This window comes from Streptomyces sp. NPDC002669 (assembly GCF_042889165.1).
Taxonomy (GTDB): Bacteria; Actinomycetota; Actinomycetes; order Streptomycetales; family Streptomycetaceae; genus Streptomyces.
In genome coordinates, this window is the sequence record NZ_JBIAQQ010000020.1 from 65728 (window position 1) to 78122 (window position 12395).

At 69.3% G+C, this 12395-nt stretch carries 10 protein-coding genes; 3 read left to right on the forward strand and 7 right to left on the reverse strand.

Annotated elements, in window-relative coordinates; all coding sequences use genetic code 11:
- Positions 1-55: 55 nt before the first annotated feature.
- Positions 56-1780, forward strand: coding sequence for an ATP-binding protein (locus ACFYW1_RS26600; protein WP_388998177.1), 1725 nt, complete (start codon positions 56-58; stop codon positions 1778-1780).
- The gene (locus ACFYW1_RS26605; RefSeq protein WP_388998180.1) at positions 1777-2460 is read left to right on the forward strand and encodes a response regulator; all 684 of its coding nucleotides are present in this window, start codon (positions 1777-1779) and stop codon (positions 2458-2460) included. Before ACFYW1_RS26600 ends, ACFYW1_RS26605 begins: the two co-directional genes overlap by 4 nt.
- Positions 2461-2500: 40 nt before the next feature.
- Here ACFYW1_RS26605 and ACFYW1_RS26610 read toward each other — a convergent pair whose 3' ends face one another.
- The 5 genes from ACFYW1_RS26610 to ACFYW1_RS26630 form a co-directional block, all read right to left on the reverse strand.
- Positions 2501-4093: a cation acetate symporter gene (locus ACFYW1_RS26610; protein ID WP_388998183.1), complete on the reverse strand. Its 1593-nt coding sequence runs from the start codon at positions 4091-4093 to the stop codon at positions 2501-2503.
- Complete coding sequence (locus ACFYW1_RS26615) at positions 4090-4533, reverse strand: DUF485 domain-containing protein (RefSeq protein ID WP_388998394.1); 444 nt, start codon at positions 4531-4533, stop codon at positions 4090-4092. The genes ACFYW1_RS26610 and ACFYW1_RS26615 overlap by 4 nt, the downstream gene beginning before the upstream one ends.
- A gap of 131 nt (positions 4534-4664) precedes the next feature.
- Positions 4665-5342, reverse strand: a complete 678-nt coding sequence (locus ACFYW1_RS26620; protein ID WP_388998186.1) for a response regulator — start codon at positions 5340-5342, stop codon at positions 4665-4667.
- Positions 5339-6502 (reverse strand): sensor histidine kinase, encoded by a 1164-nt coding sequence (locus tag ACFYW1_RS26625; RefSeq protein ID WP_388998397.1) that lies wholly within the window; start codon positions 6500-6502, stop codon positions 5339-5341. The genes ACFYW1_RS26620 and ACFYW1_RS26625 overlap by 4 nt, the downstream gene beginning before the upstream one ends.
- A gap of 405 nt (positions 6503-6907) precedes the next feature.
- Complete coding sequence (locus tag ACFYW1_RS26630; protein ID WP_388998189.1) at positions 6908-9028, reverse strand: type IIA DNA topoisomerase subunit B; 2121 nt, start codon at positions 9026-9028, stop codon at positions 6908-6910.
- 434 nt (positions 9029-9462) lie between these two features.
- Here ACFYW1_RS26630 and ACFYW1_RS26635 point away from each other — a divergent pair, with 434 nt between their 5' ends.
- Entirely contained in the window at positions 9463-9693 is a 231-nt protein-coding gene (locus ACFYW1_RS26635) for a hypothetical protein (protein WP_018105354.1), read from the forward strand.
- 102 nt (positions 9694-9795) lie between these two features.
- On the opposite strand, the gene ACFYW1_RS26640 is transcribed toward ACFYW1_RS26635, so the two are convergent.
- Together ACFYW1_RS26640 and ACFYW1_RS26645 are read right to left on the reverse strand one after the other, a co-directional pair.
- On the reverse strand, positions 9796-10626 hold the full coding sequence (locus tag ACFYW1_RS26640) for a S1 family peptidase (RefSeq protein WP_388998192.1): 831 nt from the start codon (positions 10624-10626) through the stop codon (positions 9796-9798).
- A gap of 126 nt (positions 10627-10752) precedes the next feature.
- Complete coding sequence (locus ACFYW1_RS26645; protein ID WP_388998195.1) at positions 10753-12300, reverse strand: RNA polymerase sigma factor; 1548 nt, start codon at positions 12298-12300, stop codon at positions 10753-10755.
- Between the last annotated feature and the right edge of the window lie 95 nt (positions 12301-12395).

The window sequence follows — 12395 nt, forward strand, 5'->3', positions numbered from 1 at the left end:
GGAAGAAGCGGGAAGAATTTCCGAAAGGGCCATAACGCCGCTTACCGTTCATACGATGAGCGCCCCACCGCCCGTTCCCGGAAGAGCACGCCGTTTCGGCTGGCCGCAGCGGGTCTTCTCCCAGGTCCTGCTGATGCAGCTGGCCATCGTCACCGGTGTGACCGCGCTGGCCACCGGCCTCTTCCTGGCGCCGCTCAGCGCCCAGCTCGACGACCAGGCGATGCGCCGCGCCCTGGCCATCGCGCAGAGCACGGCGGCCCAGCCACGGGTCACCGAGTCGCTGCTCGCCACGGCCCCGTCCCCCGCCGGGCCCGTGCAGTCGGCGGCCGAACGGGTCCGGCGGGCCACCGGCGCCGAGTACGTCGTCGTCATGGACCGGCGCGGGGTGCGCTGGTCGCACCCCGACACCGGCAAGATCGGCAAGGTCGTCTCCACCGACCCGAGCGACGCGCTCGCGGGCCGGGACGTCATGGAGATCGACAGCGGGACACTCGGCCGGTCGGCCCGGGGGAAGGTCCCGCTCCGTGACGGGTCGGACCGCGTCGTGGGCGCCGTCTCGGTCGGCATCGCGTACGACAGTGTCCGCGCCCGGCTGCTCGCGGCAATCCCGGGGCTGATCGCCTACGCGGGCGGCGCGCTCGCCGTGGGGGCGCTGGCCGCGTACCTGATCTCCCGACGGCTCCAACGGCAGACCCACGACCTCGCGTTCTCCGACATCTCCGCGCTGCTGACGGAGCGCGAGGCGATGCTGCACGGCATCAGGGAGGGCGTCGTCGCGCTGGACCGGGCCGGGCGGGTACGGCTCCTGAACGACGAGGCGCAGCGCCTGCTCGGGCTGGGCCCCGATGCCGCCGGCCGCCCGCTGGACTGCGTGCTCGACGCGGGGCGGACGGCCGACGTGCTGGCCGGACGGGTGCTGGGCGACGATCTGCTGACGGTGCGGGGCAACCGGGTCCTGCTGGTCAACCGGATGCCGACCGACGACGGCGGCGCCGTCGCCACCCTCCGCGACCGCACCGAGCTGGAACATCTCGGCCGCGAGCTCGACTCCACCCGTGGTCTGATCGACGCGCTGCGGGCGCAGGACCACGAACACGCCAACCGGATGCACACCCTCCTGGGGCTGCTGGAACTGGACATGCACGAGGACGCCATGGAGTACGTCACCGAGGTCGTCGGAGTCCACCGGGCGACGGCCGAGCAGGTCACCGAGAAGGTGCGCGACCCCTTGCTGGCCGCACTCCTGGTCGGCAAGGCCACCGTCGCGGCGGAACGCGGGGTCGCGCTGCGCGTGGCACCCGGAACCCTGCTCCCGGACCGGCTGGTGGACCCGCGCGGACTGGTCACCGTCGTCGGCAACCTCGTGGACAACGCGCTGGACGCGACGACCGGCACGGACGGCGCCCTGGTCGAGGTGGGGCTGCGCGCCGAGGGCCGTACCGTGGTGCTGCGGGTCCGTGACAGCGGCCCCGGCATCCCTCTCGGACAGCGCGAAGCGATCTTCACGGAGGGCTGGTCGACCAAGGAGATCCCGGCACACGGCAAACGCGGCCTCGGCCTCGCTCTGGTGCGACGGCTGGCGGAACGGCAGGGTGGCGGCGTGACCGTCGACGAAGCCGTGGACGGCGGCGCCGAGTTCACCGTCGTACTGCCGGAGGCCCTGACCGACGCGGACATGGCGGAACCTGACCGAACCGGTCCCTCGCCCGCGAACGCCCCCGGGACACCCGGCCCCGGGACGACCGCACCGACAACCGGAACCGTGGGAGAAACTCAGTGATCGAGGTCCTGGTCGTGGACGACGACGTCCGCGTCGCGAAGGTCAACGCTGCCTATGTCTCCAGGGTGCCGGGATTCCGGGTGGTCGATGAGGTCCACTCCGCCGCCGAGGCTCTCCTCGCGATCGAGAGCCGACGCGTGGACCTGGTCCTGCTGGACCACTACATGCCCGGCGACAACGGCCTGGCCATGGTGCGCGAACTGCGCAGGCGCGGACATCACACCGACGTGATCATGGTGACGGCCGCACGCGATGTCGCCACCGTGCAGGAGGCCATGCGGCACGGCGCACTGCAGTACCTGGTGAAACCGTTCACGTACTCGGGACTGCGCACCAAGCTGGAGGGTTACGCCGCACTGCGGCACACCCTCGAACGCGGCGGCGAGGCCGAACAGGGCGAGGTGGACCGGCTCTTCGGCGCACTGTGGGCCGCGGGCGAGACCGACCTGCCCAAGGGGCACTCTCCGACCACGGCGGAGCTGGTCAGGCGGGCGCTCCGCAGCGCCGACGGGCCGCTCTCCGCGCAGGAGATCGCGGAGAGCGCCGGCATGAGCCGCCAGACCGCCCAGCGCTATCTGAAGCTGCTGGAGAAGTCCGGCAGGGTGCGGCTGACCCTGCGGTACGGCGAGACGGGCCGCCCGGAGCACCGCTACACCTGGTCCCCCGGCGGACAGGTCTGACCTCCCGGCCCCGGTGCGCCCCGACGGCCCATCCGGCTCTCTACACCGCTCCCGCTCCGGTCAGCGCGCGGACCTCGGTCTCCGCGTGCTTGGCTTCGTCGGGCGGCTCGGGGGACGTGACCGTCCCGATCCAGCCGGCCAGGAAGCCCAGCGGGATGGAGACCAGTCCGGGGTTCTCCAGCGGGAAGAGCTGGAAGTCCACGCCGGGGAACAGCGAGGCGGGGCTGCCGGAGACGACCGGTGAGAGCAGTACGAGCAGCACGGCGGGAATCAGCCCGCCGTAGACGGACCAGACCGCGCCCCGGGTGGTGAAGTTCCGCCAGAACAGGGAGTACAGAAGCACGGGGAGATTGGCCGAGGCGGCGACGGCGAAGGCGAGCCCCACCAGGAACGCCACGTTCAGGTTCTGGGCGATCAGCCCGAGCCCGATGGCGGCGACTCCGATACCGGTCGCCGCCACCCTGGCGACGGCGACCTCGCTGTACTGCTTGGCACCCGGCCGCCTGAGCGAGGCGTAGAGGTCGTGGGCCACGGAGGCGGACGAGGCGAGGGTGATGCCCGCGACGACCGCGAGGATGGTCGCGAAGGCGACGGCGCCGACCACGGCGAACAGGATCGCGCCCCCGGTGGACCCCTCACCGCCGCCGAGTTCCATGGCCAGCAGCGGGATCGCCGTGTTGCCCGCGGCGTTGGACGCCCGTACTTCGGCCGAGCCGACCAGGGCGGCCGCCCCGAATCCGAGCACGATCGTCATCAGATAGAAGCCGCCGATGAGCCCGATCGACCAGACGACGGAACGGCGGGCCGCGCGGGCGGTGGGAACGGTGTAGAACCGCGACAGGATGTGCGGCAGTCCCGCCGTGCCGAGCACCAGGGCCAGGCCCAGGCTGATGAAGTCGATGCGCGCGGTCCAGCTCCCGCCGTACCGGAGGCCGGGCAGGAGGAACCTGCTGCCGTGCCCACTCCGTTCGGCGGCGGAGTTGAGCAGGGCGTTGACGTTGCCGTGGAAGTGGATCAGGACGAGCACGGTCAGCGCGACCGCTCCCGCCATCAGCAGCACGGCCTTGACGATCTGGATCCAGGTGGTGGCGCGCATCCCGCCGAACGACACATAGACCACCATGAGCGCGCCGACGCCGATGACGGTCCAGGAACGGGCCGCACCGCTCGTACCGCCGAGCAGCAGGGCGACCAGGCTGCCCGCTCCCACCATCTGCGCCACGAGGTAGAGCACGGACACGGTGACGGAGGAGGCGCCCACCGCGATCCGGACCGGCCGTTCCGCCATCCGCGCGGCCACCACGTCGGCGAGTGTGAACCGGCCGCAGTTGCGGACCAGTTCGGCGACCAGGAACAAAACGACGAGCCAGGCGACGAGGAAGCCGACCGAGTAGAGCATGCCGTCGTAGCCGAAGAGGGCGATGAGGCCGGAGATGCCGAGGAAGGACGCGGCCGACATGTAGTCGCCCGCGATGGCGAACCCGTTCTCCATCGGGGAGAACAGCCTGCCGCCCGCGTAGAACTCCTCGGCCGATCCGTGGCGGTTGCGGCTCACCCAGGCGGTGATGGCGAGCGTCACCGCGATGAAGGTGCTGAACAGCAGGAGCGCCAACGTCTGATGGTTCCCGTTCAACGCCCGACTCCCCGTGTCATCTCCTGGGTCTCCCACCGCAGTTCGAGCGCGGCCCGGTCCCGGCGCAGACGCGCGTGGCGCGCGTACACCCCGGTGAGCAGGAAGGTCGTGAGGAACTGCCCGAGTCCCGCGACCATCGCGACGTTGACCTCTCCGGCCACCGGCCTGGCCATCAGTCCGGGAGCGGTGATCGCCGTGACGACATAGACCAGGTACCAGACGAGGAAGGCGAGGGTGGCGGGAATGACGAACCGCCGGTACCTGCGGCGTACCTCCTGGAAGGCCCCGCTGCGCTGCACCTCCAGGTAGATGTCGGCCGCGCTGTAACCGTGCCGCGGCTCCGCGGGCGCGGATCGTCCGGCGGGGACGAAGCCCCCCGCACCGCCCGGCCCGCCCGGCCCGGAGGCCGGCTCGTCGTGCCACGGGTCGTCGAGCCGCACCGTTGCGGCCTCACACCCTGCTTCCTTCTCCACGGAACAACTCCCCTTGTCCACGGACCACTTCGGCCGTGTACCCAAGAATGGGCAGATCAGGAAGCCCCCGGGCGTGCCATTCACCGGTCTTCACCTCTTCAGGTGAAGACCGATCCGGGCGGCTGTGCGAGGCCCCGAACGTACGCATAGCGAACGGCCTGAGCCCGGTCCCGTACCCCGGCCTTGGCGAAGAGGTTGTTGATGTGGCTTTTCACTGTGGCCTGCGAGATGTGCAGCTGCCGGGCGATCTCCGTATTGGACAGCCCCTCCGCGATCAGGACCAGCACCTCCAGCTCACGTGGCGTCAGGCCGTCGGGCAACTCCGGTTCGGGCGGCGGGACCGGCGGCAGGGGGATCGTGGTGACCCGCTCCAGCAGACGGCGCTGCACGCTCGGGGAGAGCCCGGCCTCGCCCGACAGCACGGCCTGGACGGCCCGCACGATCTCGTCGCCCCCGGCGTCCTTGGTGAGGTAGCCGCGTGCCCCTGCCCGCAGCGCGGGGAAGAGCGAGTCGTCGTCCGCGAACGTCGTGAGCACCACCACCTGGGTGCCTGGGTGGTCCTTGCGGATCCGCCGCGTCGCCTCGACCCCATCGCACCTGGGCATCCGCAGGTCCATCAGGACCACGTCGGGGGCCAGTTCGGCCACGAGCGCGACGGCCTCCTCCCCGTCCTTCGCCGATCCGACCACCTCGATGCCGGGCAGCAGCCCCAGCAGCATCACGATTCCTTCGCGCACCACCGACTGGTCGTCGGCGACCACGACCCGCGCGTTCACACGGGCACCCGCAGACTCACCACGAATCCCTCCTCGGCGGGACCCGCCTCCAGCGTCCCGCCCATCAGTTCGGCCCGTTCCCTCATTCCCAGCAGACCGTATCCGGATCCGCTGCCCGCGAGTTCACTCTCGGGGACGGCCCCGCCCGAGTCCCTGACCTCCAGGGCGACTTCGTCCGGCAGGTACTCCAGCCGGACGAGCACCCTGGCCCCCGGTGCGTGTTTGCGCACATTGGTCAGGGCCTCCTGTGCCACTCTCCGGACCGTCTGCGACGTTTCGGCCGTCAGCACCCGCCGTTCCCCCTCCACGCTGACCTCCGCGGGATCGGCGGCCACCAGTTGTCTCAGGAAGTCCTCCACGGGAGACACCTCTCCTCTGAGCGCGGAGAGTGCCTGCCGGGTCTCCGCGAGTCCCTCACGCGCCATGGAACGTGCCGCCACGACCCGCTCCAGCACCCCGTCCCGAAACTCCCCCGCGGGCTCCCGCTCGATCAGCAGCCGCGCCGCCTCCAGGTGTACCAGCTGCGCCGAGAGGCTGTGGGCGAGCACGTCATGGATCTCCCTGGCGATCCTGGCCCGCTCCCCCAGGGCCGCCGTCTCGGCTTCCGCAGCGCGGGCCGCCCGCTCCTGCACTAGCAGTCTCTGGGCATTGCCACGGGCCTCGGCGTCCAGCCGGAGCACATAACCGGCCAGTGAGAGGCCGACGGTGGTCGTGGCCGTGGTGAACCAGCCGTCGGTGTTGACGACGGCGTACACGCCGAGCGTGAGGGCCGTCACGGGAAGAGCCGCCGCGAGAGGCAGCCGTTCCAGCGCGGTGACCGCGCAACCGCACCACAGGATCGTCGCCAGCAAAATGGCGTCGGCCTCTCGCGCTGCGAAGGCTGCCAGCAGCAACAGCGTCATCAGACCGAGTGACGGCCAGAGCCGGTGTTCCAGGCTGGTCCGGAAGAACGCCCACGCGACAACCGCGCAGCCCAGCACTCCCAGCAGTCCGGCCGCGATCGCCCAGGGGCCGAACCGTCCGCCTCCGAACGTCCCCCACAACATGGCGGCGATCAGTATCCCCCGGACCGACCAGGTGATCACCTTCCGCGGACGGGTGCGGTTCGCCTCCGAGAGCGCCTCCCGGGAGGGCCAGTTCGTCCAGGTCGCACGCATCACACTCGGTCCTTCCATGCCGACCGCGGTGCCGTCCCGACGGTGAGGACGGCGTACGTCGGCCCCATCCGCCCGCCCCTCCGCGTCCGCACACCCCCGCGTATTCCGGGCATCGCCGCGAGGAGGACGCTCGACAGGCCCCACCGGCGCCGGCCGTCCATGATCTGCCGTGCCCGGGACCGGCGGACCACTGCGGCAACGGCGACCGCGCCGATCGCCAGAACACCGATCACCAGGACATTGACGAGCCCCCACATGGCCGCCTCCGATTCGCGGGAAGGTTGAACGCCTTCGACGCTACGGAAGCGGCCGGGCCGGAGGATCGGCTCAGGGGTGGATCGTGGGTGGAGTCGCCGTCTCCACCCACGGGTGGAGACGGCGATGCTCGGACGTCGATGCGCGAGGCGCTCAGACGTCGATGCGCGAGCGGTCCAGGGTGGCGGCAGAGCTGGTGATGAACTCCTTGCGCGGAGCCACCTCGTTGCCCATCAGCAGATCGAAGACCTGCTCGGCCGACTCCAGGTCGCCGATGTTGATCCGCCGCAGGGTGCGGTAGCGCGGGTCCATCGTGGTCTCCGCCAGCTGGTCCGCGTCCATCTCGCCCAGGCCCTTGTACCGCTGGATCGACTCCTTGTACCGGATGTTCTTCCGCTGAAGCTCCAGCAGCCGCTGACGCAGCTCGTTGTCGGAGTACGTGTAGATGTACTTGTCCTGGCCCTTCTTCGGCTGGACCAGCTCGATGCGGTGGAGCGGGGGCACGGCGGCGAAGACCCGGCCCGCCTCGACCATGGGCCGCATGTACCGCTGGAAGAGCGTAAGCAGCAGGATGCGGATGTGCGCGCCGTCGACATCGGCGTCCACCAGCAGGACGATCTTCCCGTAGCGCGCGGCGTCGATGTCGAAGGTCCGGCCGGACCCGGCTCCTATGACCTGGATGATCGCGCCGCACTCGGCGTTCTTCAGCATGTCCGAGACGGATGCCTTCTGGACATTGAGGATCTTGCCCCGGATCGGCAGCAGTGCCTGGAACTCACTGTTCCGGGCGAGCTTGGCCGTGCCGAGCGCGGAGTCCCCCTCGACGATGAACAGTTCGCTGCGGTCGACGTCGTCGCTTCGGCAGTCGGCCAGCTTCGCCGGCAGCGAGGAGGACTCGAGCGCCGTCTTGCGACGCTGCGCGTCCTTGTGCTGACGGGCCGCAATGCGGGTCCGGGCGGCTGCCACGGCCTTGTCCAGAACCGCCCTGGCCTGGGCCTTGGCGTCGCGCTTCGTCGAGGTCAGGAATGCCTTGAGTTCCTTGGCCACGACGTTGGCGACGATCCGGTTCGCCGCCGAGGTGCCGAGCACCTCCTTGGTCTGGCCCTCGAACTGCGGCTCCGCCAGGCGTACGGTGACGACCGCGGTCAGCCCCTCCAGTGCGTCGTCCTTGACGATGTCGTCCTCGGCGACGCGGAGCAGCTTGGCGGAGCGAAGCACCTCGTTGACCGTCTTGGTCACGGAGCGTTCAAATCCGGTCACGTGCGTGCCGCCCTTGGGGGTGGCGATGATGTTGACGAAGGACTTGAGTGTGGTGTCGTAACCGGTGCCCCAGCGCAGGGCGATGTCCACCGCGAGTTCCCGGGTGACCTCGGTCGCCGTCATGTGGCCGCGCTCGTCCAGCACCGGCACGGTCTCCTTGAACGTGCCCTGCCCGCTCAGACGCAGGACGTCGCAGACCGCCTTGTCCTGTGCGAGGTACTCGCAGAATTCGCTGATGCCGCCGTCGAAGTGGAAGGTGTCCTCGGTCTTGCCCGCGCCGTCGAGACCGCGCTCGTCGCGGACGACGATCGTGAGGCCGGGGACGAGGAAGGCCGTCTGCCGCGCCCGCTGGTGGAGCGTCTCCAGGCTGAGCTTGGCGTCCTTGAGGAAGATCTGCCGGTCCGCCCAGTAGCGCACCCGGGTGCCGGTGCGCGTCTTCGGCACCCGCTTGCCCTTGAGCAGACCGTTGGCCGGATCGAAGGGGCTGTCCGGCCCCTGCTCGGTGAAGATTCCCGGAACTCCGCGGCGGAAGCTGATCGAGTGGGTCGCGCTGTTGCGGTCGACCTCGACGTCGAGCCGCGCGGAGAGCGCGTTGACCACGGAGGCGCCGACGCCGTGCAGACCGCCCGACGCGGCGTACGAGCCGCCGCCGAACTTTCCGCCGGCATGGAGCTTGGTCATCACGACCTCGACGCCGGACAGGCCGGTCTTGGGCTCGACGTCGACGGGAATGCCCCGCCCGTTGTCCCGGACCTCCACGGAGTTGTCGTCGTGGAGAATGACCTCGATGCGGTCGCAGAAGCCGCCCAGGGCCTCGTCGACGGAGTTGTCGATGATCTCCCAGAGGCAGTGCATGAGACCGCGGCTGTCGGTGGACCCGATGTACATGCCGGGGCGCTTGCGAACCGCTTCGAGCCCCTCGAGTACGAGCAGATGCCGCGCGGTGTAGTTGGAACCGTCTCGGTCTGCTCCGGTCAGCAGCGCAGTGGACGGCACGGACGTATCGGCGGTCACGCGGTTCGCTCCTCGCTGAATTTCATTTGGGGCCCAGTGGGTATCGGGCTCGGCTTCGGTAGCCGCTGAGAGCGTACCGAGGCCTGGTAGAGCGGTTGTAACGCCACCCTCCGACAACCCTCACATCAATCCATCCTCGCACATACGTTCGGTCACCCGCAGGAGTGACGCGCACATCACGTTCCCTTCCAGGCATGAACCATTTAGGCTCCGGGCACGTCCTCATGAACGAACCGGCAAGCCAGCCGGGAGGATCCACCAAGACAAGCAACGCGAAACCGTAGCGCTACGCAATACGGCACATTCGCCGCCAACCGTCAATAGACAGCCATCTCGAGAAGAAGTTTCGAAGAAAAGCCACGAGCGGGAACGTTTTCGGCCTGGTTGGATGTTGACCCTGGTACGACAGCTCGTCGAGCTAGAGAAGAGGCGACGTGACTACTGTTCTGACCCCCGCGAGCCCGCTGACCGCAGCAGACCGCTGTGACCGTTGCGGCGCCCAGGCATATCTGCGCGTCGTCCTGATCAGCGGCGGTGAACTGCTCTTCTGCGCCCACCACGGTCGCAAGTTCGAGCCGGAACTCAAGAAGATCGCCGCGGAAATACAGGATGAGACGGACCGGCTCACGGCCGTACAGGCCCAAGCCGCCGAAGAGGAACACTGACACCTCGCATTCCCGACGAGCTCGGGCCAGGTCCCGGACCTGCCGACGGGCGGCTCCCTGCGAGGGGAGCCGCCCGTTCTCGTACGCACGTGGCGCGCCCGCTCAGCCTCCTTCCGGCATCCAGCCAATCGCTGCGGAGATCCGCGTGTACACGCCGGGGTTTCCCGCCCTCGCGCAGCCGTTCCCCCAGGACACCAGTCCGATGAGCCTTCCACCGGCCACCAGCGGCCCTCCGCTGTCCCCCTGACACGCGTCGTACCCGCCCAGCAGTTCGCCCGCGCAGAGCATCGCTGAGGGCTCGTACGTGCCGTTTCTGCCGCCCGGGTACGCCTGCGCGCAGGCACTGTCCGGCAGGACGCTCACTTTCGCGGAGCGGAGCGACGACGCGTAGTCGCCGTTGCCGCTCATGTCGCCCCACCCGTAGACGACGGCTCCGGTGCCGGGCGCGTACGCCGGGTCCCCCGAGCCCGCCATCTGGATCACGCTCTTCTCCGGCAGCGCGTCGGCCAGTGTGAGTACCGCCAGGTCCCCCGCGTTCGTGACGGGGTCGAACGCGGGATTGGTCCACGTCGACCGCACCGATATCTCCTGCCCCCCGGTCTCGCGCAGGTCATCGCGGCCCGTGATGACCCGCAGGTCCCGCACCGCTCCGGCGTCGACGCCGAGCGCCTCGCGGCTCAGGCAGTGCGCGGCGGTCAGCACCTTCTTCGGTGCCACCACGACACCGCCACAGAACTGTCCGGCACGCGCCTCTCCGAACCGGTCGCGGCTGGACAGCGCCACCACCCAGGGGCTGTCCTTGACATGTGCGGGCTGGCCACCGACGACTATGCCGTCCTCGGCCGCCCGGGCGGGGGACGCGAGAGGTATCGCGGCTGCGGCGGCAACCAGGGCGAACGCCCCGGTCAGGGCACGAAAGGCGGTACGGGACATGCGTACTCCTGACTCTGTGTCGAACCGTTCCCACCCAGAGTCGTCCCGCCGCTCGTCCGACGCACCCGTTGATAGGCCGAGGGCCCGGAACCCCAGGGGGTTCCGGGCCCTCGCGCGCTGCTGCTACTAGTCGAGGTAGTCGCGCAGCACCTGCGAACGCGACGGGTGACGCAGCTTCGACATGGTCTTCGACTCGATCTGACGGATACGCTCACGCGTCACGCCGTAGACCTTGCCGATCTCGTCCAGCGTCTTCGGCTGACCGTCGGTGAGCCCGAAGCGCATCGAGACCACGCCCGCCTCACGCTCGGAGAGCGTGTCGAGCACGGAGTGCAGCTGCTCCTGGAGGAGCGTGAAGCTGACCGCGTCGGCCGGCACGACCGCCTCGGAGTCCTCGATGAGGTCACCGAACTCGCTGTCCCCGTCCTCACCCAGCGGGGTGTGGAGGGAAATCGGCTCACGACCGTACTTCTGGACCTCGATGACCTTCTCGGGGGTCATGTCGAGCTCCTTGGCCAGCTCCTCAGGCGTGGGCTCGCGGCCCAGGTCCTGGAGCATCTGGCGCTGCACACGGGCGAGCTTGTTGATGACCTCGACCATGTGCACCGGGATGCGGATGGTGCGGGCCTGGTCGGCCATGGCGCGGGTGATCGCCTGGCGGATCCACCAGGTGGCGTACGTGGAGAACTTGTAGCCCTTGGTGTAGTCGAACTTCTCGACCGCACGGATCAGACCAAGGTTGCCCTCCTGGATGAGGTCCAGGAAGAGCATGCCGCGGCCGGTGTAACGCTTGGCCAGCGACACCACGAGACGGAGGTTGGCCTCCAGCAGGTGGTTCTTGGCACGGCGCCCGTCCTCGGCGATGATCTCCAGCTCGCGCTTGAGCTTCGGGGCGAGCTTGTCGGAGTTCGCCAGCTTGTCCTCGGCGAACAGACCGGCCTCGATGCGCTTAGCGAGCTCGACCTCCTGCTCGGCGTTGAGGAGGGGAACCTTGCCGATCTGCTTCAGGTAGTCCTTGACCGGGTCGGCGGTGGCACCGGCGACGGCGACCTGCTGCGCGGGCGCGTCGTCCTCGTCGTCGTCGGAGAGGACGAAGCCCTTGTTCTCGCCCTCGCCCTCCTCTTCCTCGCCGCCCTTGCCGACCTTTACTTCCTCGATCGCCTCGTCGCCATCGAGAAGCTCGTCGTCCTGCTTTCCGGACTTCTTCGCTGTTGTCTTCTTGGCCGCCGTCTTCTTCGCGGCGGTCTTCTTGGCAGCCGTCTTCTTGGCTGCCGCCTTCTTCGCAGGGCCGGCCGCGGCGGCGTCGGCCGCCGTGTCCACGGTCTCTGCCGACGGGGCGGCGGTGGCCGCGACAGTCCTGGTCACGGTCGTCTTGGCCGCGACGGTCTTGGTGGCGGTGCGCTTGACCGGGCTCTTCGCTGCGACGCTCTTGCGGGCACGTTTGGACGGCTCCGCGGCACTGACCATCAGCGTCACACCCTCTTCCTCGAGGATCTGATTGAGGCTGCGCAGAACATTCTTCCACTGGGTTGGCGGAATCTGGTCAGCCTCGAAGGCCCGACGCACGTCATCGCCGGCGATCTGCCCATCAGCCTTTCCCCGCTCGATGAGCGCCATCACAGACTCGGACTCGGCGATCTCCGGCGGGAGCGTACGGGATGTGCTGGCCGACACGAACAACCTCTCGGAACGATGGAAACGGCTTCCGGCCCGGCCCCCGTGAGGGCTGGAGCCGACGACCGCCGGGCTGGGAAGTACCGGCGGCGCGG

What these genes read in the sequence shown, in the direction of transcription:
- ACFYW1_RS26600 (WP_388998177.1), top strand. Translation starts at nt 56, where the DNA reads ATGAGCGCCCCACCGCCCGTTCCCGGAAGAGCACGCCGTTTCGGCTGG.
- ACFYW1_RS26640 (WP_388998192.1), bottom strand. Translation starts at nt 10,626, where the DNA reads ATGTCCCGTACCGCCTTTCGTGCCCTGACCGGGGCGTTCGCCCTGGTT.